26 protein-coding genes are annotated in these 24,206 nt (G+C 35.5%); 12 read left to right on the top strand and 14 right to left on the bottom strand.

The window, feature by feature from the left end; all coding sequences use genetic code 11:
- Positions 1 to 219: HepT-like ribonuclease domain-containing protein (locus tag ACP5S8_RS01635; protein WP_461875451.1), on the top strand; the 219-nt coding region annotated here is incomplete at its 5' end.
- Positions 220 to 222: 3 nt separating this feature from the next.
- On the opposite strand, the gene ACP5S8_RS01630 is transcribed toward ACP5S8_RS01635, so the two are convergent.
- The 3 genes from ACP5S8_RS01630 to ACP5S8_RS01620 form a co-directional block, all read right to left on the bottom strand.
- A complete protein-coding gene (locus ACP5S8_RS01630) occupies positions 223 to 324 on the bottom strand; it encodes a hypothetical protein (protein WP_461875450.1) in 102 nt (33 codons plus the stop codon).
- 122 nt (positions 325 to 446) lie between these two features.
- Positions 447 to 983, bottom strand: coding sequence for a flagellar hook-basal body protein (locus tag ACP5S8_RS01625; protein WP_461875449.1), 537 nt, complete (start codon positions 981 to 983; stop codon positions 447 to 449).
- 3 nt (positions 984 to 986) lie between these two features.
- Entirely contained in the window at positions 987 to 2,591 is a 1,605-nt protein-coding gene (locus ACP5S8_RS01620; protein ID WP_461875448.1) for a CTP synthase, read from the bottom strand.
- Between the two features lie 49 nt (positions 2,592 to 2,640).
- On the opposite strand from ACP5S8_RS01620, the gene ACP5S8_RS01615 reads away from it, so the two are divergent.
- Positions 2,641 to 3,276 carry a hypothetical protein gene (locus ACP5S8_RS01615; RefSeq protein WP_461875447.1) on the top strand — a complete coding sequence of 212 codons (636 nt, stop codon included), beginning with the start codon at positions 2,641 to 2,643 and terminating at the stop codon, positions 3,274 to 3,276.
- Here ACP5S8_RS01615 and ACP5S8_RS01610 read toward each other — a convergent pair.
- From ACP5S8_RS01610 to ACP5S8_RS01575, 8 genes are read right to left on the bottom strand one after another with little or no spacing between them, the layout of a single operon-like run.
- Entirely contained in the window at positions 3,265 to 3,552 is a 288-nt protein-coding gene (locus ACP5S8_RS01610) for a hypothetical protein (RefSeq protein ID WP_461870893.1), read from the bottom strand. The two genes, ACP5S8_RS01615 and ACP5S8_RS01610, sit on opposite strands and share 12 nt — an antisense overlap.
- A complete protein-coding gene (gene mtaB / locus ACP5S8_RS01605) occupies positions 3,549 to 4,784 on the bottom strand; it encodes a tRNA (N(6)-L-threonylcarbamoyladenosine(37)-C(2))-methylthiotransferase MtaB (RefSeq protein WP_461875446.1) in 1,236 nt (411 codons plus the stop codon). The genes ACP5S8_RS01610 and mtaB overlap by 4 nt, the downstream gene beginning before the upstream one ends.
- Positions 4,784 to 5,767, bottom strand: a complete 984-nt coding sequence (moaA, locus tag ACP5S8_RS01600) for a GTP 3',8-cyclase MoaA (protein ID WP_461875445.1) — start codon at positions 5,765 to 5,767, stop codon at positions 4,784 to 4,786. The genes mtaB and moaA overlap by 1 nt, the downstream gene beginning before the upstream one ends.
- A complete protein-coding gene (locus tag ACP5S8_RS01595; protein ID WP_461875444.1) occupies positions 5,736 to 6,155 on the bottom strand; it encodes a molybdenum cofactor biosynthesis protein MoaE in 420 nt (139 codons plus the stop codon). Before ACP5S8_RS01595 ends, moaA begins: the two co-directional genes overlap by 32 nt.
- Positions 6,156 to 6,204: 49 nt before the next feature.
- The gene (locus ACP5S8_RS01590) at positions 6,205 to 7,083 is read right to left on the bottom strand and encodes a F0F1 ATP synthase subunit gamma (RefSeq protein WP_461875442.1); all 879 of its coding nucleotides are present in this window, start codon (positions 7,081 to 7,083) and stop codon (positions 6,205 to 6,207) included.
- Positions 7,084 to 7,115: 32 nt separating this feature from the next.
- The gene (gene tilS / locus ACP5S8_RS01585) at positions 7,116 to 8,033 is read right to left on the bottom strand and encodes a tRNA lysidine(34) synthetase TilS (protein WP_461870888.1); all 918 of its coding nucleotides are present in this window, start codon (positions 8,031 to 8,033) and stop codon (positions 7,116 to 7,118) included.
- A gap of 5 nt (positions 8,034 to 8,038) precedes the next feature.
- On the bottom strand, positions 8,039 to 8,716 hold the full coding sequence (locus ACP5S8_RS01580) for a YggS family pyridoxal phosphate-dependent enzyme (protein ID WP_461875441.1): 678 nt from the start codon (positions 8,714 to 8,716) through the stop codon (positions 8,039 to 8,041).
- A 2-nt stretch (positions 8,717 to 8,718) separates the two neighbouring features.
- Positions 8,719 to 9,126, bottom strand: a complete 408-nt coding sequence (locus ACP5S8_RS01575) for a hypothetical protein (RefSeq protein ID WP_461875440.1) — start codon at positions 9,124 to 9,126, stop codon at positions 8,719 to 8,721.
- Between the two features lie 61 nt (positions 9,127 to 9,187).
- On the opposite strand from ACP5S8_RS01575, the gene ACP5S8_RS01570 reads away from it, so the two are divergent.
- The 10 genes from ACP5S8_RS01570 (at position 9,188) to ACP5S8_RS01525 (ending at position 20,871) form a co-directional block, all read left to right on the top strand.
- A complete protein-coding gene (locus ACP5S8_RS01570; RefSeq protein WP_461875439.1) occupies positions 9,188 to 9,937 on the top strand; it encodes a dihydroorotate dehydrogenase electron transfer subunit in 750 nt (249 codons plus the stop codon).
- 10 nt (positions 9,938 to 9,947) lie between these two features.
- On the top strand, positions 9,948 to 11,123 hold the full coding sequence (locus ACP5S8_RS01565) for an iron-containing alcohol dehydrogenase (RefSeq protein ID WP_461875437.1): 1,176 nt from the start codon (positions 9,948 to 9,950) through the stop codon (positions 11,121 to 11,123).
- A gap of 4 nt (positions 11,124 to 11,127) precedes the next feature.
- Positions 11,128 to 12,243: a glycosyltransferase family 4 protein gene (locus tag ACP5S8_RS01560; RefSeq protein WP_461875435.1), complete on the top strand. Its 1,116-nt coding sequence runs from the start codon at positions 11,128 to 11,130 to the stop codon at positions 12,241 to 12,243.
- A 26-nt stretch (positions 12,244 to 12,269) separates the two neighbouring features.
- Positions 12,270 to 13,100, top strand: a complete 831-nt coding sequence (locus tag ACP5S8_RS01555; protein WP_461875434.1) for a hypothetical protein — start codon at positions 12,270 to 12,272, stop codon at positions 13,098 to 13,100.
- Positions 13,101 to 13,170: 70 nt separating this feature from the next.
- A complete protein-coding gene (locus ACP5S8_RS01550) occupies positions 13,171 to 14,109 on the top strand; it encodes a polyprenyl synthetase family protein (RefSeq protein WP_461875433.1) in 939 nt (312 codons plus the stop codon).
- The gene (locus ACP5S8_RS01545) at positions 14,109 to 15,335 is read left to right on the top strand and encodes a hemolysin family protein (protein WP_461875432.1); all 1,227 of its coding nucleotides are present in this window, start codon (positions 14,109 to 14,111) and stop codon (positions 15,333 to 15,335) included. The genes ACP5S8_RS01550 and ACP5S8_RS01545 overlap by 1 nt, the downstream gene beginning before the upstream one ends.
- A gap of 55 nt (positions 15,336 to 15,390) precedes the next feature.
- Positions 15,391 to 15,582: a YgaP family membrane protein gene (locus ACP5S8_RS01540; protein WP_461875430.1), complete on the top strand. Its 192-nt coding sequence runs from the start codon at positions 15,391 to 15,393 to the stop codon at positions 15,580 to 15,582.
- 210 nt (positions 15,583 to 15,792) lie between these two features.
- Entirely contained in the window at positions 15,793 to 16,632 is an 840-nt protein-coding gene (dsrO, locus tag ACP5S8_RS01535) for a sulfate reduction electron transfer complex DsrMKJOP subunit DsrO (RefSeq protein WP_461870429.1), read from the top strand.
- Entirely contained in the window at positions 16,622 to 17,806 is a 1,185-nt protein-coding gene (gene nrfD / locus ACP5S8_RS01530; RefSeq protein ID WP_461875429.1) for an NrfD/PsrC family molybdoenzyme membrane anchor subunit, read from the top strand. Before dsrO ends, nrfD begins: the two co-directional genes overlap by 11 nt.
- Positions 17,803 to 20,871: a molybdopterin-dependent oxidoreductase gene (locus ACP5S8_RS01525; protein WP_461875428.1), complete on the top strand. Its 3,069-nt coding sequence runs from the start codon at positions 17,803 to 17,805 to the stop codon at positions 20,869 to 20,871. The genes nrfD and ACP5S8_RS01525 overlap by 4 nt, the downstream gene beginning before the upstream one ends.
- Before the next feature lie 30 nt (positions 20,872 to 20,901).
- On the opposite strand, the gene ACP5S8_RS01520 is transcribed toward ACP5S8_RS01525, so the two are convergent.
- Genes ACP5S8_RS01520 through ACP5S8_RS01510 form a run of 3 tightly spaced genes read right to left on the bottom strand, consistent with a single transcriptional unit; the run spans position 20,902 to position 24,199 of the window.
- Positions 20,902 to 21,606 (bottom strand): polysaccharide deacetylase family protein, encoded by a 705-nt coding sequence (locus ACP5S8_RS01520; protein ID WP_461875427.1) that lies wholly within the window; start codon positions 21,604 to 21,606, stop codon positions 20,902 to 20,904.
- The gene (locus tag ACP5S8_RS01515; RefSeq protein ID WP_461875426.1) at positions 21,603 to 22,343 is read right to left on the bottom strand and encodes a sulfite exporter TauE/SafE family protein; all 741 of its coding nucleotides are present in this window, start codon (positions 22,341 to 22,343) and stop codon (positions 21,603 to 21,605) included. Before ACP5S8_RS01515 ends, ACP5S8_RS01520 begins: the two co-directional genes overlap by 4 nt.
- Positions 22,340 to 24,199, bottom strand: a complete 1,860-nt coding sequence (locus tag ACP5S8_RS01510; RefSeq protein ID WP_461875425.1) for an APC family permease — start codon at positions 24,197 to 24,199, stop codon at positions 22,340 to 22,342. Before ACP5S8_RS01510 ends, ACP5S8_RS01515 begins: the two co-directional genes overlap by 4 nt.
- Positions 24,200 to 24,206: the final 7 nt, after the last annotated feature.

Raw genomic sequence — 24,206 nt, 5'->3', positions numbered from 1 at the left:
ATAATAGGAGAAGCGGTAAAGTGCTTACCACCTGATATTAGACAAACATTTTCTGATATTTCCTGGAGTGCCATAGCAAAAATGCGGGATAAAGTTATTCATTTTTATCATGAGATTGATTATGAAATAATATGGGAAACAGCCACTTCTGATATACCGGCTTTGATACCTAAGTTAGAAAAAGTCTATCGATATTTGCTAGATTTAGAAAAATCCTAAAAACTAGCCGAAGTTGTTTGAGACTTTGGACTGGGTGGTTTCTAGGCCTTTTACAAGGTTTCCATAGACTTGATAGGCTTTTGAAAGGTCGATAAGCTGCACCATTTCTCTTACTGGATTTACGTTAGAACCTTCTAAAGCCCCTTGTATTAAAGTGGATGTTGTGTCTGGCGTGGCGTTTTGAGCGGTATAAAGGTCGTTGCCGGCTTTTTCTGGATTAGTTAGGTCTACAAGCCTATAGTTCCTACTTGTGTGGGCGTTTCGTTGGTACCTTGAGTTGTTATAAATACGTTTCCTTGGGGTGATATATGGATAGATGTAGCTATGGGTGGTATTTGAATGGGTTGGTTTTTTGGACCCAACACCTTCATGCCGTAGTGATTTACGAGATACCCGTTCTTGTCTAGTTGAAAATCTCCTCTTCTTTGATAAAATATTTGGCCTTTGTCGTTCATCACTTTGAAAAAGCCTTTGCCGTTTATGGCTAAGTCAAGGGGGTTGTCTGTTTTCTTGATGGGTCCTTCGGTAAAATTTGTGTATATTTTTTCCATGATAGGATAAACGTAGTTGTTTGAAGGGTTGTCAGGAGCTGTGCCTGGTTCTTTGGTGGCGTCTGGTGTATAGTAGGCCAAAGCCGATAGAAAATCTTTTTTAAAACCGGGTGTATCTGCGTTTGCTATGTTGTTGGCTACTACATCCAATCTTCTTTGCTCTAAACTCATTCCGCTGGCAAGCACGTACATCGGTTGGTAGTCCAAGGCCATATTTTAACTCCTTTCCTTCTTATAAATATATGCATTTTCTATAAAAGATGCAAACAATTTGTGGGCTTTGAAAGGTTTGCTTTTAAACTCTGGATGAAATTGACATCCTATATACCATCTGTGGTCCTTTAACTCTAATATTTCAACTAGAGATTTTTTAGGGTATATACCAGAAGCTATAAAACCGTTTTTTTCAAAATCTTCTTTGTATTTGTTGTTAAATTCGTATCTGTGTCTGTGTCTTTCGTATATTAGATTTTCTTTGTAGATTTCATAAGCTTTTGTATTTTCTTTTATAAGGCATTCGTAAGCTCCCAATCTCATAGTCCCACCCATGTTTTCTACGTTTTTCTGGTCTTCCATAATGTCTATAACGGGATTTGGTGTATTTGGGTCAAACTCTGTAGAATTTGCATCTTTAAAGCCTAAAACGTTTCTAGCAAACTCCACCGCCATAAGTTGCATGCCAAGGCATATGCCAAAAGTAGGTATGTTGTGGGTCCTGCCGTAGTTAAGGGCTTTTATCTTACCCTCTATTCCCCTTTCTCCAAATCCCCCTGGTATTAGTATACCGTCCATATGCTCTAAATCTTTTTCTTCAACATTTTCAGAGTCAAACCAAACCATATTTACTTTCAACTTATTTTCAATACCACCGTGTATAAGAGCTTCTATAAGGCTTTTGTAAGCGTCTTTTAGCTTTATATATTTTCCTACTATAGCTATGTTGACGCTGTCTTGCAAGCTCTCAAGCCTTGATACAATATCTTCCCATTTTGATAAGTTTGGTGATTTTTGTTCTAAGTTAAAAGCTTCTATTATGATTTTATCTAAGTTTTGGGCTTTTAAAATAAGAGGGATTTTATAAATATAATCTACATCATAAGCAGATATGACATTTTCCGGTTTTACATTGCAAAACATCGCTATTTTTGATTTTACATCTTGAGGAAGCTCTACCTCAGAGCGGCATATTATAATATCTGGCTGGATACCTATAGCTCTTAACTCTTTTACCGAGTGTTGGGTTGGTTTGGTTTTTAACTCACCTGCAACTGATATGTAAGGGACATAGGTTAGATGTATAAAAAGTGTGTTTTGTTTTCCAAGCTCAAGCTGAAGCTGTCTTATAGCCTCTAGAAAAGGCAAGCTCTCTATATCTCCAACGGTACCACCTATTTCAACTATTGTGATGTCTTTATCTTTTGAGACTTTTAATATCATAGACTTTATTTCATCGGTGACGTGCGGGATCACTTGCACTGTAGAACCAAGGTATGCACCTTTTCTCTCTTTTTCTAAAACGCTGTTGTATATTTTCCCAGCGGTTATGTTGTTTAGTTTAGACAAGTTTGTATTGGTAAACCTTTCATAGTGTCCTAAATCAAGGTCGGTTTCGGCACCATCTTCTGTTACAAACACCTCACCGTGTTGATACGGGTTCATAGTTCCGGGATCTACGTTTAGATAAGGGTCTAACTTTTGAAGAGTTATATTAAGCCCAAGACCTTCCAATAAAGCCCCTATGGAAGCGGAAGCTACACCTTTACCAAGAGAAGATAAAACACCGCCTGTTACAAATATGAACTTGCTACTTGAATTGTGCATTCTTTATTATATCATGCTAATGGGTTTTAAAAGTTGTTATAATGAATGTATGAAAAAAGGTAAACTTTTATTTTTCGTTTTGGGTTTTTGCGCTATATCCTACGCCTATCCAGATATAAGCATACAGCTTAAAGATAACAAGAGTCTTTTGCCAAGCGTTTATAAGCTTGGTGTTGCTATAAATTATAGCGCTCAAAGTAGCGACGATGTAGTAGTTTATCTTGGTAGAGTTGATACTATGATAAGGAGTCTTAACATACCTTACAAAGGTGGTAATTTTAGTATTTTAAGAAACTGCTTTTATAATAATAACAAATACATATGTGAAGGCTACAAAGGGATAGATAGCTATACTTTTTATATGAAAAACCCAAAAGACCAAGATAAGCTATTAAACGCTTTAAAAGGTATAAACTATCAAATAACTTACTCTGGTTTTGTTGTTCCCAAAGAAGAAATTGATAAAGCAAAAGATTATCTTGTAAAAGATTTAGCTAAAAAATCTATTGACTATGTAGCAGAGTTTTCTAAGATCTTTAACAAAGATTGTTTTGTAAAAAGCTTATCTTATGCAGAAAACACTCCTAGACCAATAGCTTTTGCTATGGCAAAAACTTTACCTTTACCGGCTGTATCGAAGCAAAATGTCAGCATGAGTGCTTTTGTTAATATCTCATGTAGATAGAGCTTCTTGGGGTACATTTGGTAGATATACTATTTCTCCTTTATCTGTGAGGGCAAACTTATCTTGAAACTTATCTTTGTAGCCTTTGTCGTTGTTTATAAAACGCTCTAAGGTTTTTGGTTCGTTGTGTGCTCTCATAACATACTCTTTTGTAGTGCCATTTGAAAATGTGATTAAAACTTTAAGGCAGTAAAATTTAGAATTTTCACCGTCAGCACAGCGCTCTATCTTACCATCTATTGGTTCTACCTTAACGCTTCTTGCCACTATCTTCATAATCTTACCAATATTATATCATTTATTTTGTCAAATTTTTCCATAAAAAGGTCTCTTGGAGTTAGTTCTATATAATTTTCTGTGATGGCTTTATCAGAGGATATGGTTAGTGCTCTTAGTGTCTTGCCTTCCATGTTTTTTCTAAAGATTGCTCTTTTTTCTTTGTCAAGTATATGAAGGGTGTTTGAGCGCTCTTTTTTGGTGTTTGTATCTACTTTCGGTGTTAGTTTTTGTGCTTTTGTAAGAGGCCTATCTGAATATGTAAATATGTGAAGGTAAGCAAAAGGAAAACCCTTTAGGAAATTGTAGGTGATGTTAAAATCTTCATCGGTTTCTGTTGGAAATCCCACTATTACATCTGTACCTATAGCGCTAATTGGTCTTTTTTTAATGATATAATCTACAGTTTCTTCGTACTCTTTTAGCGTATATTCTCTTCTCATTGCTTTTAGGATGTTGTCGCTGGCGCTTTGAAGAGAAAGATGAAAATGAGGCATTATATTTTCTTCTTGGGTTATAAGGTCTAACAGGTTTTTATCGTTTTTTATCTCATTCACATTCATAGAGGAAAGTCTTATAAATATTGGTATTTTTATTAGTTTTTTTAAAAGCTTAAAAAGTGAAGTGCCTTTATCGTGTCCGTATTGGCTTAGCTGTGTGCCGGTTAGTACCACTTCTTTATAGCCTTTTTCGTATAAATTTTGCACGCTTTTAAAAACAAGCTCTTCGTCTACGCTTCTTGATTTACCTCTGGCAAAAGGTATTATACAAAAAGTGCAAAAGCTGTTGCAACCTTCTTGTATTTTTAAAAAAGGTCTATGGTTCTCAAAAATTATATCCTCTTGAAAGGCTATATCGTTTTGCCTAAATATGTTGTCTACGTAAGATAGCTTTTGTTTGGTATCCATGTAATTTTTTATAGCTTCTAATATATCTGTCCTATTTGCGTTTCCTAAGACTATATCTACTTCTTTTAATTTTTCCAAAACTTCTTTTTGAGTTTGGGCATAGCAGCCAGTAGCTATTACAACGGCGTTTGGATTTTCTTTTTTGGCTTGATATATAGCTTGTCTTGAGCTTCTATCCGCTTGTGATGTGACGGTGCAGGTGTTTATTATGTATATATCTGGTATTTCTGATTTTTCATAACCATGTTTTAAAAGCCATGAGCTTATAAAGTCTCCGTCAAATTGGTTCATTCTACAGCCTAAGTTTACTACCTTAAACTTCATTATCCGCCTATAGAAGTCATCGCTCTGTTGCAGTCTAAAAAGTTATAATTGTTGTTTATTATATATTCGTTCGATAGGTTTTTTTGCGTAATTATGTCTGGCATTATTTTCCTAAAAGCTTCTATACCCTCTTCTCTTATCAACTTTTTTATATTTATGCCGCCGTTGGTCCTAAGACAATACATAATAGTGCCTTCAGGCGTAAGCCTTAGTTTTGAACATCCATCGCAAAAAGGACTTGATATAGGACTTATAAAACCCACCTCCGTGTCTATAGATTTTATTAAAAACCTTCTTGCACTTTTAGAACCATCTGGAGGTAGCGCTACAAGTTTTCCATAAGTTTTTTCTAAAAGCTCAAACACTTGGTGGTTGTAAAAAATTTTTGATCTATTGAAAAAATCAAGCTTCCCAACAGGCATTAGCTCTATAAACCTTATCCTTGCTCTTACATCTCTTGCAAATTCCACAAGGGGTATTATCTCATCGTCGTTAAAATTTTTTATGAGCACTGTGTTTAGTTTTATGTTAAATCCCAAAGAAGAAGCTTCGTAAATACCTTCTAAAACTGGCTTTATATCGCTTTTGGTAACATGTTTAAACTTATCTTCATCTAACGTATCTAAGCTTATATTTATAGTATCAAGACCAGCTTCTTTTAAAAGTTTTGCATACTCTTTTAGATATGTACCGTTGGTGGTCATTGATATAGACTCTAAGTTTATAGCTTTTAGCAAAGATACCAGTTTCCAAACTTGAGGCCTTACGAGTGGTTCTCCGCCGGTGATTCTAACTTTTTTAAGACCAAAATCTTTCATGATAGAAACTATATCTCTTATCTCCTCGTAAGATAGAAGCTCCTTGTGTGATATATAATCCACGTTTGTGGGTCTACAGTAAGAGCATTTCATGTTGCACTTATCGGTGATGGATATTCGAAGGTAAGTTATCTCATGCACCCATGACCCATTTAGAGCTTCCATCTCTAAAAACCTCCTTTTTCCATATGGGGGCTTCTTTTTTTACTTCATCCACTATAAACCTTGAGCCTTTGTAAACCTCGTCTCTGTGAGAGCCAAGCACCAGTACGAAAAAAGATACTTCTCCCACTTTCACGCTACCTATCTTATGGTAAATATAGGCGTCTATTAAAGAAAAATCCTTTATGGCTTTTAATCTTATGTCTTCAAAAATTTTTAAAGCCATGGGTTCATGGGCTTCGTAGAAAAGCTCTACTATATCTCCGTCTTCTTTTGAGGCTCTTGCTATACCAAGAAATGTAAGCGAGGCTCCTACCTCTTTGTGTATAGACTTAAGTATATCTTCTTCGGTGGCAATAAACTCTACTCCTATAGATACCTTAGGAATCATCAAATTTAATATATTTAAAAGCTTATAAACTTCTATGCAGTATATTAGCTTAATCCATGGCTTCTGCTGCTGTTACTATATCTATTAGCTCTGCGGTGATGGATTCTTGACGGGCTTTGTTGAATATAAGAGTCCATTTCTTGATTAGGTCTGAGGCGTTTCTGGTGGCGTTGTCCATTGCTACCATACGGGCAAAGTGCTCTGCGGCGTTTGATTCTAACATGGCTCTGTAAAGTTGGTAGTTCATGTATATGTTTATAATGCCGTCTAGTATATCAGTTTCATTACCTTCTATGTTGTATACTGTGTTGTGGTCCAATGGGCGTTCTTGTATATTTATGTCCTCTTCTCTTATTGGTAAAAACCTTCTTTCTTTTGGAGCGTATGTGGCTTTTGTTATCATTTCATTGTTGAAAAGCACTATAAGGTCAGTTTCTTCTTCTTTATACCTTGATATTAGTTTAGCACCAAGTTCTTTTACTATATCAAAGTTTATTTCTTTCTTAAATACATCTTGATAAGAGCTAACTATGTTGTATTTTCTCTTAGAATAGTACTGATGGGCTTTTCTTCCTATTATATGAAGATTTACGTTTTGATTCTGACAAGATTTTAGATAGCTATCCACTTTTTTAAACAAGTTTGCGTTAAAAGCTCCAGCCAATCCTCTATCTGCGCTTATAACCACCAAGTCCACGGTTTTTAAATCCCTTCTTCTAAAAAGTGGATGAGAATAAGTATCTATATGGGCAAAAAGATGAGCCATTATTTCGTAGAGTTTATCAGAGTATGGTCTTGCTTTGAATATAGCCTCTTGGGCTTTTCTTAGCTTGGCAGCAGAGACCACTTTCATGGCGTTTGTAATACGCATAGTGTTTTTTATACCAGCTATTTTACTCTTTATATCCCTTGGTGATAGTTTCGGCATAAATCTTCCACCTCTTAAAAGTTTGCTTTATATTATATCATTCTTTTGATTGTTATTTTACCGTTTTTTACCTCTAATATTTTATCCTTTGATAGTCTTATTTGCTTGGCGTTTTCTAAAAGCCTTAAAACAAGCTCTGTTTTTTGAAAGGTCTTTGTACCAAAGATTTTCCTTACTATGCGCCTTTGTATAGCCTTTGGTTGGGATTTTAGGCTTTTGATATCAAAAACATCTATACTTTTTATAAGGTTTTCCGTATAATTTTCTAAAAAAGCTTCTTCATCTTGAAGGATTATAGATTCTTGCAGCACAGTGGATAAAAAATTTGGGTTTATCTTTTTTAAAATAGGTATCACCTTGTGTCTTATTAGGTTTCTTGATATAGTCTCATCGTAGTTTGTATAATCTTCTTTCCAGCTTAGGTTTTCTTTTTGTGCAAAATCCTTAATTTCCTCTTTTGTGGCGGTGATAAGGGGTCTTATTATGTTGTTTTGAAAAGCCTTAAAACCAGATAAACCTTTCAATCCACCTCCTCTTACAAACCAAAGAATCATCGTTTCTGCCAAATCATCTAGGTGATGGGCTGTTGCTATCTTGTTAAAAGCCTCTTTTTTCGCTGTCTTTTGTAAAAATTCGTAGCGCTTTTTACGAGCGTTTTCTTCTACGTTTCCCTTTAGGGATTTTATATCGTAGCTTTCTACGTATATAGGAATACCAAAGGATTTGGCAAAGTTTATACAAAACAGCTCATCATCTTTTGCATCTTCTCTTAGGTTATGGTTAAAGTGAGCTAATCCAATCTCAATTCCAAATACATCTTTTAGTTTGTACATAAGATAAGACAATACAACAGAATCCACACCGCCAGAAAAACCAATTAGTATTCTATCGCCTTTTTCTAAAAGCTTAAAAATCCTGTTGGCTTCAAAAATCTTTCTTGCAAGGTTCATCAATTTTACTTGTTATAATCTCTTTCACCAAATATGTAGGTACCTATCCTTATTATGGTGGCACCTTCTTCTATGGCTACTTCAAAATCATGAGACATGCCCATAGATAACTCCGGTAGCGTTATATTAAAAATATTTTCTAAATCTTCTTTTAAGTTTCTTAGCTTAGCAAAAAAAGGGCGTACTTTTTCTTTATCTTCAAAATAAGGTGGTATGCACATAAGCCCTTTAAGTTGTAGGTTTGGTTTTGATAGTACATATTCGACTAGTTCTTTTAGATGCTCTTCTTTTACGCCGGATTTTGACTGTTCTTGTCCTACGTTTACTTCTATAAGAATATCCATACGCTCCATTCGTTTTGAAATCTCGTCCACAAGCGCTTTTCTATCTACTGAGTGTATGAGTTTTACTTTATTTTTTAGGTATTTTACCTTGTTTGTTTGAAGTGTGCCTATAAAATGCCATTCTATATCAAAATCTTTTAGAGCTTCGTATTTTCCTAAAAACTCTTGGACTTTGTTTTCTCCAAAAAGCCTAAGACCGTATTTGTAAGCTTCTTTTATAACATCAACGGGTACTGTTTTTGTGACGGCTAAAAGCTTTATATCTTCTTTTTTTCTAGAAGCTTTTGATGAAGCTCTTTCTATCTTGGTGTATACCTCTTCGATGTTATTTTTTAGCATACTTATTTGGATACGTTGCCCAATATTTTTGCTATAAGCTCCAAAGAGTTTTGATTTAAAACTATCTCAAGCACTCCTAAGATAAAAATCCACATCTTAAGCACTTTTATCTCTCCTCTTACTTCTTGCCTTAGTGCTTCAATCTCTCCTTTTAGCTCTTGTCTAATCGTCTGCATCTCTTGTCTTAGCGACTCTATCTCTTGTCTTACAAGCAGTATATCTTCTTTTGTGGCTAACTCTTTTCTTAGTTCATCTCTTAACTCTATTTTTCTTTTTTTAGTTTCTTCAACTACTTTTTCTTCTAAATAGTCTTGGGTATCTTCAAGAAGTTCTACAATTTCAACGGCAGTCTCTTTACCAAACTTTTCTACCAACTTATCGTAAATGGCCATTGGTATGCTTGTGCCCATTCGTTTCCTCTAATAATAATATAACACCTTGTTGGTGTTTTAGCCAGAGTATAATATTTTTATGGAAGATGTAAGGTTAGAAATCCTAAAAAATGAAAAAGTGGGCATACATACTTATTTGATGGTGTTAAAACTAAAACATCGTTACGATATAAAGCCCGGGCATTTTGTTATGATAAAGCCAAACGATAGTTTTGATCCTTTAAACAGAAGGGCTTTTGCTATAGCAGATGTAGAAGAAGATAATATGTATATATACTACGACGTAATAGGCAAAGGGACTACTGTCATGAGCGGCTTGAAAGAAGGGGAGTTTGTGGATGTGCTGATGCCTCTTGGTAATGGATTTTTTGAAGCTTCTTACGATAAGTTAAACGTTGTGTTGGCTGGGGGTATTGGCATATCTGGAGTTAGTTTGTTTTGTAAGCTTTTAAAAGCTAAAAACTTAAATTTTAAAGTATATTACGGAGCAAGGTCAAAAGAACACCTTGTTATGCTTGATTGGTTTTCAAAATACGATATACCTGTTGAGGTTTATACCGACGATGGGAGTTTTGGTAAAAAAGGTTATGTGACAGATGCTTTAAAGGATATGGAAAATGTGAGTGTGCATGCGTGCGGTCCTACCCCTATGTTGAAAGCTGTGCAAAACATTTCAAAGCAAAAGGGATTTGAAGCCTATATTTCTTTGGAAAATCCTATGGCTTGCGGATACGGAGTTTGTCTTGGCTGTGTGGTGAAAACAGAAGATGGTTATACGAGAACCTGCGTAGAAGGTCCTGTTTTTAAAAGCGACCATATAATCCTTTGAGAGGTGATTTATGATGTTTAACTACTATATGCCTGTGGATATACATTTTGGATACGGTACTCTTTCAAAAGTGGGTGAAGTGGCAAGGCGGTTTGGTTTTAAAGGGCTAATTGTAACAGGCAGATCTTCTAAAAAGCATGGATACTTAGACAAAGTTATATCAAACTTAATTTTAAACAACATAAGGGATGTAATCATATACGATGAAATAGAACCAAACCCTACTGATGCAAGCGTAAACAAAGGAGCTAGAATAGCTGCAGAAAACAAAGTAGATTTTATTATAGGTCTTGGAGGAGGTTCAATATTAGATGCGGCTAAAGCTATAGCCATAGTGTCTTCTAACGAAGGTTTTGCTTGGGAATACGTGTTTTATCCAGAGGGTCCAAAATCTATACCCTATTACACAAGGCCGGTGATAGCTATACCCACCACCGCTGGTACTGGCTCTGAAGTAAACAAATACTCTGTAATATCAAATCCAAACAGAAAAGAAAAGCTTGCGATAGCCCATTCTTTAAATTATCCAAAGGTAGCCATAGTAGACCCAGAGCTTACTATGAGTATGGACAAAGACCTAACCGCCACCACAGGTATGGATGCTTTTTACCATGCTTTAGAATCTTATACGAACAGGCTTAACAATAGACTTGCAGAAGACTTAGATGTAGTAGCCTTAAGGTTAATACTGAGATGGCTTGAAGTGGCATACAAAGACGGAACCAATAAAGAAGCCAGAGAAAACATGAGCTATGCGGCTATGCTTGCAGGTATTGCTATAGACCAAAAAAGGGCGGGTCTTATTCACGCTATGGAGCATCCTATATCTGGTAGGTATCCACAAGTAGCCCACGCAAAAGGTTTATCGGCTTTAGGATATTACGTTACCCTTTACAATATAAAAAGAGCGCCAGAAAAATATAGAAAGTTAGCAACAGAGTTAGGCTTAAAGGATGAATATCATCTTCTTGAAACGCTAAAAACCCTCACCAAAAGGCTAAATCTTCCGCTTAGCTTAAAAGAGCTTGGTATAGCCCCAGATGAGGATCTTCCTTACACTCTTGCAGAAGATGTGTACTTTACCGGTAGAAACGCTTTTAATATAAATCCAGCCGATATTACAGAGAAAGAGGTAGAGCTAATTTACAAGGCTTCCTTGCTTGAAGATGAGTCTTTGATAGCATAGTTTGATGAAATTTGCGCTTGTCCACGATTGGCTTGTAACAATTGGGGGAGCGGAGAAAACTTTGGAAGCTATATATGAGCTTTATCCTACTGATGTATATACGCTTTTAAAAGCTGAAGAATCGTTGAAGGGTTCTATTTTTGAAAAAGCCAACATAAAAACATCTTTTATTCAAAAACTGCCCAAAGCAACAAAGCTTTATAGAAATTATCTACCACTTTTTCCTTTTGCTATAGAGCAGTTTGACTTATCTTACTACGATGTAATTATATCTTCTTCTCATGCTGTGGCAAAAGGAGTTTTAACAAACTCAAATCAGCTTCACATATGTTATTGTTATACTCCTATTAGGTATGCTTGGGATTTATATCAGGAGTATTTAAGAGAGAGTGCTCTTGACAAAGGCTTAAAAAGCATGTTGGCAAGATATTTTTTACATAAGATAAGGCTTTGGGATGTGGTGAGTGCAAATAGAGTTGATTATTTTATAGCCATATCAAATTATATAGCAAAGAGGATAAAAAAAGTTTATAGAAAAGATGCGAAAGTTATATATCCCCCTGTGGAGGTAGATAAGTTTGAGGTTTATACAAAAAAAGAAAACTTTTACCTGACAGCTTCAAGGCTTGTGCCTTACAAAAGGATAGATTTGATAGTAAATGCATTTTCAAAAATGCCCGATAAAAAGCTTGTTGTCATAGGAGACGGGCCAGATTTTGAAAAAATAAAGCGAAACGCCTCTAAAAATGTAGAGATGCTTGGATATCAGCCTTTTCATGCTCTTAAAGATTATATGAGTAAGGCAAAAGCGTTTATTTTTGCGGCTGAGGAAGATTTTGGTATAGTTCCAGTAGAAGCTCAAGCCTGTGGTACACCGGTGATAGCTTATGCTAAAGGTGGTGTTCTTGAAACTGTTGTAGATGGTGAAAGCGGTTTGTTTTTCGAAAACCAAACTACAGAGGCTATCGTAGCTGCTGTAAAAAAATTTGAGGCTATGGAAGATAGTTTTGATGCTTTTAAGATAAGAAAGAACGCAGAAAGGTTTAATAAGGATAGATTCAAAAACGAGTTTAAAGAGTTTGTAGAACAAAAGATAGCAGAGTTTTTTGGCTTGACATAATTTTTTCCAGTGTATATATTTATACTATGGAATCTGTAGAAGGAAGGCTTTCAGAAGTCGAAGAGATGTTAAAAGAGTTTATGGCTGGTATGTTGATGCTTGAGAAAAGCGATAAGGAAATGAGAAAAAACATAGAAGCTCTTTATGAAAGTCTAAAAGAAGAAGGCAAGAAAATAGAAGAGCTTAGAGAAAGCCTAAAAGAAGAAGGCAAGAAAATAGAAGAGCTCAGGGAAAGTCTAAAAGAAGAAGGTAAAAAGATATCAGAGCTAAAAGAAAGTATAATAGAGCTAAGGAAAAACTCTGAAGAGTCACTAAAAAAACAGGAGAAGATGGTGGAAAGTCTAAGAGAGACTGTAGAAAAATCTATTAAAAGAATGGAAATGATAGAAAAAAGACAAGATAAAGAGATAAAGCGCTTTAACAAAGAATGGGGAGCTTTGTCAAACAAGCTGGGGACTATAGTAGAAGATATCATATTTCCAGCCACAAGACCTGTTTTGGAAAGCTATTTTAAATGCAAGATAACAGACTTATCTTTGAACAGAGAAAGAATAAAAGATGATTTACAAGATGAGTTTGACGTAATAGCGGTAAGCGATGAATGTAAAACTGTATTCCTTATAGAGGTAAAATCAACACCAAAGATAGACTATATAGATGATTTTAGAACCGATAAGATAGAAAGGTTTAGAAAGCTTTTTGACGAGTATAAAGATTACAAACTTGTACCTATATTTGCCTCTTTGAGGCTTCAAAAGAACATCATCAACTATCTTACCAAGCACAAGATATACGCAATGGCTTTTAGAGAGTGGGAGTATATGGATTTGTTAAATTTTGATAGTATAAAAAGCTAAAATATAAGAATTGTTTATAGGATTTTAACTTGAGTAATATTTTATAAAAATATGATAAACTAATAAAAGTATGGCTCAGCAAAGTGGTTTAGACAACATTAGAAAAAGGATAGAGTTTGCTCTTAGTGAAAATTTAGATAGTTCTGTAGATACCATATTAAAAGCTGGAAACTCTATCATAGAAGCCGGTGGCAAGAGAATTAGACCGCTTTTGCTGGTTTATTTGGTGGAAAGTCTTGGTGGTGATTTAGATAAGGCTATAACACTTGGATGTGGTATAGAGTATATTCATATAGCTTCTTTGCTTCACGATGACGTGGTAGATAAAGCAGACTCAAGAAGAGGAAAGCCTTCTGTAAACAAAGTGTTTGGCCAAGAAGTGGCGGTGCTTACCGGAGATTACCTTTACGCTAAAGCCCTATTTTTATATGCTAACTACGGCAACGCAAAGATGATAGACATTTTATCAAAAGCTGTTATGAGAATGGCAGAAGGTCAACTTTTAGAGCTTAAAAGCATAGGTTCCATAATAGACGAAAAAACATATTTTGACATTATAGACGGTAAAACCGCATACCTTATAGGGGCTTGTTTTGGCGTTGGGGCTCTAATATCAAACTACGAAGAATATGAAAAATTTTTTGATATCGGTTTAAAGCTTGGTAGAGCTTTTCAGCTTATAGATGATGCTCTTGATTATGAGGTAGATAGTCAAAAACTAGGAAAACCTTCAAGAAGCGATTTAAAAGAGGGCAAGGTAACATATCCAGTTATATCTGTATTAGACGAATTAGATAAAGAACTGCTGCAAAATATATTGGTCTCTCAAAACCCTTCTCAAGAGGAGCTAGATAACATAATCGATATGGTTATTGAAAAAGGCGGGGTGATACACACAAAAGAACTTGCTTTTAGGCTTTTAGAAGAGGTAAAACAAGAGTTATCTTATTATCCTATCTCAGAAAAACTTATGGAGCTTATAGAGAAAACCGTCAAAAGAGATTTTTGATGGAGCTTATAGGCTATATATTAGGAATCATATTTTTTATACTGCTTGAGGGTTTCTTCTCGGGCTCAGAAATGGCTATCCTATCTTCAAATAAGTCAAGGCTTGAAGCTTTTGCCAAAAAATCAAACAACTCCTACAAAGATATGGTTTCAAAGTTTTTAAAAAACCAAGAGGAGTTTCTAACGTTTACACTATTTGGATACACCATAAGCATAGTATTTGCAGCAAGCCTTTACACCATAATGCTTTTCGAAATATCCAAAGATGTACCTATTTTAAAACACACTTACATATTTTTTTCCGAAACTCTTGTTATATTAACAATAATATTTGGAGAAATAATACCCAAAATAATATTCCAAAAGTATGCCGATAAAGTCATTTTACCTGTTATATTTATTTTGTACAAGCTAAGATTCTTGTTTGGCTTTTCTTCTTTTTTATCAAAAGCTATAAAACATATATTTTTCAAATACATGTCAAAACCGCACGCTCATGTCAGTAGAAGTACAATTTTAAAAATTATCTCAAAAGAGCTTGACGTAGATAAATTTGAATCCCTAATTTTATCAAACATAGTATCCTTTAAGGAAAGAAGAGCCGGTGAAATAGTAAGACCTATCTATGAAGTAGCCATGATAGAAGAAGGAGCACTCGTAGAACAAGCTATTTATCAGATGAAGTCAAGCGGATATTCAAGATTACCAGTATTTAGAAATACCGTAAACGATATACTTGGTTATATCAGGGCTTTTGATATAATAGACAAAGACCCAAATACACCAATAGGCATATCCATAAGGCCTATACAACTTTTCTCGGAGTTTTCCTTTTTAAAAGATGTTTTGCAAGAGTTTAAAAGGAAAAAAGAACATATAGGGGCTGTTGTGGATGAAAGGGGTGTGATACTTGGCATTATCACATTGGAAGATATTTTAAAAGAAATTGTAGGGCAAATATCTGACGATATTAGAAAAGAAGACCAGCTTTTAAGAGAAATAGCAAAGGATAAATGGCTTGTAGATGGAAGGCTAGAGATAAACGAATTTTCTAGAGTTTTAGGTATAGATTTGCCAGTGGGTCCTTATACTACAGTATCTGGTTACATTACTTACTATCTTGGTAGAATACCGCAAAGAAATGAAGTAGTAAACATTGATAAGCTAAAGTTTAAAATCATAGATAGCGATAGAAGACGTATATTGAAAGTCATTGTGGAAATATAAAAATCATTGACTTTTTCAAATATTTTTTTATATTTTCTTTAAAAGGAGGTGTTTTATGCAAAAAAATATGGCTATGTGGGACAGAATAGGAAGAGTTATATTGGGCATCGTATTCATATTGTTAGCCATAAAACATGGTGGAATGCTGTTTGACCTGTTAGGTGTAATAGGGCTTGTATTTTTAGTAACAGCAGCTATAGGCTTTTGCCCTCTTTATACTGTACTTGGTTTTAAAACAGGCGAGTAATATTTTCCTAACTTTGTAAAAGCTTTAAAATTTTAAATATAAATTCAAAGTTTCATACTTTTTTCAATAATCTAAGTCTGACTCTAAAAATATAAATAATCTCTCATATATAAACTTATTTTATGCCATCTTAATTAATTGTTATAAGAATATTATGTCTGTATGTTATTATTTTTAATAATGGCATTAATTGTTTTGGAGGTTTAGCATATGGATAGAAGAGGTTTCCTTAAAGCCATAGGCGCAGCTATAGGCGTTGTAGCATCCGAAAAAGCTGCAGAAGCTATGGAAGTACCTCCTATGCTCACAATACCAGGAAGAGAAGAAAATAACCCTCAATGGGTAGGTCAAAAAGGCAAAAAATTTGCCATGGTTATGGACCTAAGAAAATGCATAGGATGTCAAGCTTGCACATCTGCTTGTGTTATAGAAAACGATGTGCCCACAGATCAATATAGAACATACGTACCTGAATATGAAGTCGGTACATTTCCTAATGTAAGGAAGGTTTTTTTACCGCAGCTGTGTAATCATTGCGAAAACCCACCTTGCGTTCCCGTTTGTCCAACTGGTGCCACCTACAAAAGACAAGATGGCATAGTAGTTGTCGACAACACGATATGTTGGGGTTGTGGATACTGTGTGAATGCATGCCCTTACGATAAAAGATTTATGAACGACAGGTATCATGTGGCTGATAAGTGTACCTTCTGTGCCCATAGAGTAGACAATGGAATGTTGCCTGCTTGCGTAGAATCATGCGTAGGCGGAGCTAGGATATTTGGAGATTTAAACGATCCAAACAGCGAAGTTTCAAGGCTTATAAGAACTTATCCAGTAAATGTACTAAGACCAGAACAGGGCACTATACCAAATGTATTTTACATAAACCTTTATGGAGAACTTCAAGATACACCACCTACAAACTTTGAAAGTTTAGATGACTTAGCAAGAGAATATTACAAAATAAAATCTGAAGAGTCCGAGTGGATGATTTTAAAGCCACTTCAAGATATAGTTAACGTGGAGGATTACAAACATGATGCTTGATACTTACCACAAAATTTTGGTGTTTGCCTCTTCCATTACCCCTTCTAGACCATGGGGTGTAAACATACCAAACTATTTTTGGACAGGTGGCATAAGCGTGGGGGCTTTCTTTATATACAGCCTTTACGCTGTTTTTGGTATGGAAAAATTTAAAAGGCTAGCGAGCATGTGTCTTTTAATAGCATTCTCTTTCATAGCAATAGCCCCTTTAAACTTAGTAGATGATTTAAAACAACCTGGCAGAATGATCCACGTATTTTTATACGGATGGTCTCACTTCCCAACGTCTCCCATGAAGTGGGGTGTTATACTGTTAACTACTTACACGGTACTTTCTTTGCTTAGCTTGATAGCTTACTATAGACCGTTCTTCGTAAATTTATACCACAGCGTTGAAGACAATAGGTTGAAGTTAGTTTTTAAGCTTTTAACGCTAAATAGATTAGATTTAACAGAAGAAGCCATCAAAAAAGATAGAAAGATATTGTTTTATCTTGGTGCAATAGGCCTTTTGTTTGGTATTGGTGTTGAATTTTATACAGGTTACATTGTAGGAATATTGGTGGCTTTCCCGCTAGTGCATTTTCCAGCGTTACCGCTTGTTATGCTCACATCTGCTTTAGTATCTGGTTCTGGGTTTGTATTGTTTTTTTATCCAATATATCAAAAGCTTATGGGTAAAGAAATAGATAGAGACGATATAGCTGCCGTAGCTAATATAATGGCTTGGGCTATCGTAGGTGAATTAATTCTAGACCTATTCTGGTACTCTTTTAGTCTTGCTTTTAGTGGCATTACAAAATACTATATGAGAGCTTACTTCAAAGAAGACCTAATTGGTATATTGGTATTTGATTTAGGTTTATTCTTGTTTGTGCCTATGATACTCGCTTTTAGTAGATTTAAAAAATCCGCTTTCTTTATGTTTATAGCTGGTGCTTTAGCAGCCTTTGGAGCTTGGTATTTTAAATACAGCCTTGTAATAGGTGGGCAAAGCTTCCCAAAGATGATAGGAGGCTTTCTCACTTATACAATGCCAATATTTGGACACAACAGTTTACAATCTTTGATAGCCAACTGGAGTGGTATTATAGGGCTTTTAGCAGCTACCATAGCTTTATTACCCCACACAGATGACTTGTACAAAGGCTTTGGTAAGGAGGTAAAAGGATGAACACTACTCGTAGAAAGTTTCTTTTAGGCGTATCGGCCGCCGGCCTTGGTACGATGGCTTTAGGATATTTGAAAACATTTAAATATCTTTTTACATTTGGAAGAAGAGGTCCAAAACCAAGATTTCCTATATACGGTAACGTACATTTACCAGAATTGTTAAAAGCCAAAACCCCTACCAACGAAAATGGCAATTACGTTGTAAATAAAGATTATTACTATGCAAACACGGTGTGTATAGGCTGTACTACCCAGTGTGGAGTGCGTATTAAGGTCGACAAAAAAACCGGGAAAGTTGTAAGGGTATTTGGAAATCCTTACAATTTGCTTTCTTCAGATCCATGGCTTCCTTACGATAAGCCTGTAAAAGAAAGCATCTTTTGGGTATCTGGTATAGATGAATCTGGTCTTAAAAACCGTTCCACGGTTTGCGCTAGAGGAAATGTAGTATTTGACAAGCTTTACACTAGATACAGAGTCACAAAACCTCTAAAGAGAGTAGGTCCCAGAGGCTCACATAAATGGGTAGAAATAGAGCCAGAGCAGCTTATTCAAGAGATTGTAAACGGCGGTAATTTATTTGGAGAAGGATTTGTAGAAGGTCTTAAAAGCATAAGGGATATAAATACACCTATAGACCCCAACAATCCAGAGTATGGCCCAAAATCAAATCAACTTGGCGTGCTTGGTACCAACGACGATGGAAGAAAAACATTTATAGTACATAGGTTTGTCAAAGCCTTTGGCACTGTTAACTTTTCTGGGCATACTTCAATGTGCGGTCTTGCAATGAGGATAGGTCAAGCTGCTTATTTTGGTGATTTCAAGAAGCTTCCCCATGCCAAACCAGATTTTGACAATACAGAGTATATACTATCCATAGGTACAGCACCAGCCCAAGCTGGAAACCCATTCAAACGTCAAGGCAAACTTTTAGCAAGGGCTAGGACTGAAGGACCTTTAAAAAAGATAGTGGTTGTTACGCCTACTGCGGTGAATACTGATAATATGTCTATAGGTGCAAAGTACGAATGGGTACCTATTTATCCTGGGCAAGATTTAGCTTTTGTTATGGGGCTTTTCAGATACATTATAGAAAACAACCTCTATAACGCTCCTTATTTATCTATACCAAGCGAAGAAGCTATGAAAGCTGCCAACGAAGTAAGCTATACCAATGCCACACATCTTGTCATACAAGACCAAGGAGAAGACTACGGTAAAATCCTAAGAGACGCTAACGGTGACCCTTACGTCATAGACGCTGCCACAAACTCGTTGCAAAACGCCAAAAATGTGAGAACTGGTGTTTTGTTTGTAGATCAGCAAGTTAGTTTAAATGGAAAAACCTACCATGTAAAAAGCGCTTTTCAGCTTTTAAAAGAGGCAGCTTTTGAATATTCGTTAGATGAGTATGCTCAAATGTGCGGTGTACCAAAAGAAACCATCGTAAGAATAGCTCAAGAGTTTACTTCTTACGGCAGAAAAGCTACCACAGATATACACGGAGGGGCTATGAACACCGTAGGCATGTACACCGCTTACGCTGTGGCAATGCTTGGTGCGATGGTGGGCAATATGAACTATAAAGGCGGCATGGCTATAAAAGGTGGTACTTACGACGCATACAAAGGTCCAGTTTATGATCTTCTTGATTACGATGGAAAGGTGAAAACCCACGGAGTCAGAATAGATAGAGCTGGCTTTAAATATCAAGATACCACAGAATATAAAAATAAAAAAGCTCAAGGGTTAAATCCTTATCCCGCAAAAGACAAATGGTATCCATTCTCAAATGCTATTGAATCTGACTGGATAGCGTCTTCCGCCCATGGATATCCATATTCTTTAAAGGCTCTCATAACAGTAAACTCAAATCCAGCTTACGCTCAATCTGGCTTTTCAAACGTAATAGAATATCTGAAAGACCCTAAAAAGATACCTCTTTTCATTGCTATAGACCCATTTATAAACGAGACTAGTACATACGCAGATTATATAATTCCAGATACCGTTTTATACGAAGAATGGGGTGCTATGGCTCCTTGGGGCGCTTATCTGACAAAGATAACTACTATTAGATATCCTGCTATAGAAAGCCCCAATGCTAAGTTTAAAAACGGCGAAACTATTTGTGCAGAAAGCTTTTTTATAGAACTTGGCAAAGCTCTAAACCTACCAGGTTTTGGAGACAATGCTATAAAAGGAAAAGACGGCAAAACATATCCTTTACATAGGCCTCACGATTTTTATTTAAGAGCTTTTGAAAATCTAGCCATGCAAGAAACACCAGTGCCAGACGCTACAGACGAGGATATAGAGCTTGCAGGCCTTACAAACTGGGTACCGCTTTTAAAATCCATAAATGGCGACAACTGGCGTAAAGTAGCAACAATTATGAGTAGAGGTGGCAGATACGCCCCTTACGAAACAGCGTATGATGGTATATACGTAAACCATAAGTATAAAAAAATACTAAACATATACAACGAAGAACTAGGAAGCACTAAAGATGCCATCACCGGAGAATACTATCATGGAGTGCCAAAGTACATAGAAGGACCAATATGCGCAGATGGTTCAAGCTTGTGGACAAAGGTAGATAGAAACCAATATTCTCTCATAGCCTTTGGTTATAAATCAAACGTGTTATCATCGCCAAACGCCTCTTCTGATAAGCTAAGAGATATAAAACTTTCTACTTACATAGATATAAACTCCAAAACTGCCAAAGAGTTTGGTATAAAGTATGGGGATTTGGTAAAAGTTTCAAATCCATTTGGACAATATATAATAGGTATAGTTAGAGTAAAAGAAGGTATAACACCAGGTACAATAGGTATAGAACATGGACTTGGAAGGTTGGCTGAAGGTGCAGATACTATATATATAAACAATAAAAAGCTACCAGCAATGCCGCTACGTCAAACTGGCGTCAATATAAATATGCTTGGTATTCAAGACCCAGTACGCCCAAAAGGACATGTGCTCACAGATTTTGTCACCGGAGCCACCGCAAGAAACACCATACCGGTAAAGATAGAAAAGATAAGAAGCTTAGCTTAAAGTTTAAAGATGTAGAAGTGGAGGGAGGGTTTATCTATACAAAACTGATAATTTCAATAAAAGCCTAAAAATGTTTGTGTTATGCCTCATGTGAACTCTTTTTAGATTGTAAAGGTTATCTCCTTTTTTTATATGCCCAGAATCCACGCTAAAAGCCAACTTATATCCAGCCTCTCTTACAAAATCCATCACTCTTTCGTTATAATCTCCATATGGATAACAAAAAGATTTAATTTCTACGCCGAGTTTATCTTCTAGTATTTTTTTAGATAGCTCTACTTCTTGTTTTAAGCTTTTATCATCAAGATGGGTCAACGGAGTATGAGTCAACGCATGAGAGCCTATCTCAAACCCTTCTTTCAACGCCTCTTTTATACGTTTCCAAGAAGCTACTGGTTTTTTCACGTTTAATCTTTCAAAATCCCATTTGTTGTATTCTCCCACAAGATTTACCGGTACAAATATAATCGCTTTAAAACCATACTTTTTAAGTACTGGTATAGCGTTATCAAACACATCGTCATAGGCATCATCAAAAGTTATACACACCTTTTTCTTCATATCTTTACCTTTTACAAAATCCACAATTTCATCGGAAGTTACACTTTTAAAACCTAAAACTTTCAAGATTTTAACTTGATTTTCAAAAAGCCTTGGGTTTGTATACAAGCTTTTCAACAAAGCTTCTTTTGGTGGTATTCCCACGCTGTGATACATCAACGCTTTTATACTCATAAAATATACACTTTTAGAAAGTAGTATATAGCCAACGTATATCCTACAATATTTATAAACATCCTTATATAAACTCTATCTATTTTTTGAGATATTAAAGAAGATAGTATACCTCCGGCGGCAAAACCAAACATCATGATTGTTGCATAATGCCATTCTACTTTGCCGTATAGAGAAAACAGTATAGCTGCACTCAAGTTTATCAAAAAAGCCAAAGTATTTTTTACAGTATTTGCTACGTGTATATCATCAATTCCAATAGCTGTAATACTTCCAAGCATAACTATACCCATACCAGCACCAAAGTATCCACCGTAAACAGCCGTTATAAGCTGTATTAAAAATATGTATCTAGCTTTTATGCGAGAAGTAAACCTTGATATTTTTGGCCCAAAACTAAACAATATCGCTGCAAAGAGTATGAGAAAAGGAACTATGAAGTTAAAAGTTTTTTGTGGTGTATATAAAAGCAAAAATCCACCCAATACACCACCTATCAAAGACGGTACAAAAAGCTTTCTTATAGTGGGCAAGGCATCTTTAAAATAGCTTTTATAACCTATCGCTCCAAGCAATGAACCTGTCCATAAAGCAACGGTGTTTGTTGTGTTTGATATCTTTGAAGATAAACCAAGCTCTATAAGTGTAGGAAAGCTTATCAAAGTACCGCCACCTGCTACAGCATTGATACCGCCAGCAAATAAAGATGCGAAAAATGCCAAAAGATAATGTATCATTTCTTTGGCTTATAAGTACCAGCTCTATATTCTATAAAAAAGTTCCAGTTTGGAAATTGTTTTGGCATTTGTAGTATGTTGTATACCATAACACCCGTAAATATACGCTCAAACCAAGAAGACAAAGGCCATCCAAAATGTATGTTGAAAATTTTATCTGGATATTGGTTGTTTATGTCTTCTAACAGTTTCTTAGAGCTGTACCCTATGCCCCAAAAAGCATTTACTGGCAATATAAAGTGGCTTTTAAAAAGCTTCTTAGGTGGTCTTTTTTGCCTTAGAAAGAAAAATGTTATATATATCATATTTTCGCCTATTTCGTGAACATTTTCAGAGGGCCTTCTAAAATAAATATGAATTGGCTTATCTTTCGGTAAAGAGCCTATATAATCTATTACATCGGCGTATTTATCTATCTGGGCTATCTTTTCTTCTTCTTCAGTAGTTTTAATGCGAGTCACAATATTTCCAGCTATGATGAAAAATAGTACTACAAATGTCCACATTGCAGTACCGTAAGGCTTGTGAATAACTATATATATAAACGTTGATAGAAACACTATAAATAGTATTAAATTTCTAAATATACCCGTTCTATATTCTTTTGTTTGCGCATTTCCTCTTACAATTTTGTAAAGTATTATAGTGCCTGTGTTTATAACAAACGTTGCTATAAGCCCTATAGCGTACATATCAGCAACTATGTCTTGGTTTCCTTGGGTTATGAGTACTATAAACGAAAAAAATACGCTCATAAAGATTATTATGCGGTAGTGAGCGTGAAACCTGTTGGTGGTAGATATCCAATAAGCTTTATGGTTGTCAGCCATTGTGGATATTAGCTCTGTAGCGCCTACCAAGGCAGTGTTGACAGCAAAAGCAAGGGTTAAAGACGCTAAAATAACTACCGCTATGGCCATTATATTTGTGCCTACAAGTTTAGAGTAGTAAGTTATAAGATCATCTACGTGATCCAATGGGTTCTCTACCCTTGCCAAAGCCAATGTGCCTATTAAAGGTGTAAATATCCCTACTGTTAACCCAAGCATTATATAAGCTTTATATATGGTTTTCCAATTTTCCACCAATTTGTGGGTTTGAAGCACAGATTCTATGCCTGAGTAAGCCAAAATAGTTGATCCAAATCCAATAGATATAAGCTCTATAGTTTTTAAAGGATCTAACGTTAAGAAATCTTGTGAAAGGGTTGTTTTATAAGAGGATACAACTCTACTAATTTGAGTATGGTCTAATTCAGATATACCCAAAAAAGCCAAAATCGTAAGCACATAGGCTGTTATCGCAAACAAAGCGTATGTTACTTTTGCATTTTCTTTTGCTCCTATGAGATTTAAACCAGCTATCAACCATATTATCAAAAGCTCTAAACCTAGTTTAAATACAAGTGGCCAATGAAAAAAGAAGTTTAAATTTTCTACAGCGCTTATTGAAGACATAACAGCTGTATTTACATAATCTACTATAATAGAACCGGCTGCTATAAAAGATGCTGTAGCACCAAACACAAAATAGGAAAAGCTATATACCCCGCCGCCTTTTATCTTGTTGTTTTCAAGTATCTCAGCTATTTCAGTCATAGTAAGAGAGTATAAAAATATCAGAAGCGATGTGAGCGAAAGATATGTAATAGACTTATAACCTATGAACCTAAAAGCTTCGCCAGGTGCGTAAAATATGCTGGTGAGCTCGTCCATCATGGTAATAACTGCAACTCCAGCGAAACCTAACCATAATTTACCTTTTTTTGTGTAGTAAAGGTATTCTCTTTTTCTTGTAAGGAAAAACAAGACCAAGCTTACAAATAAAACTGCCAACAATACTGCTATTATCTTCATGCTTGCC

This window comes from Hydrogenobaculum sp. (assembly GCF_049967395.1).
GTDB lineage: Bacteria > Aquificota > Aquificia > Aquificales > Aquificaceae > Hydrogenobaculum.
This window is presented reverse-complemented; position numbering and strand designations above follow the sequence as displayed.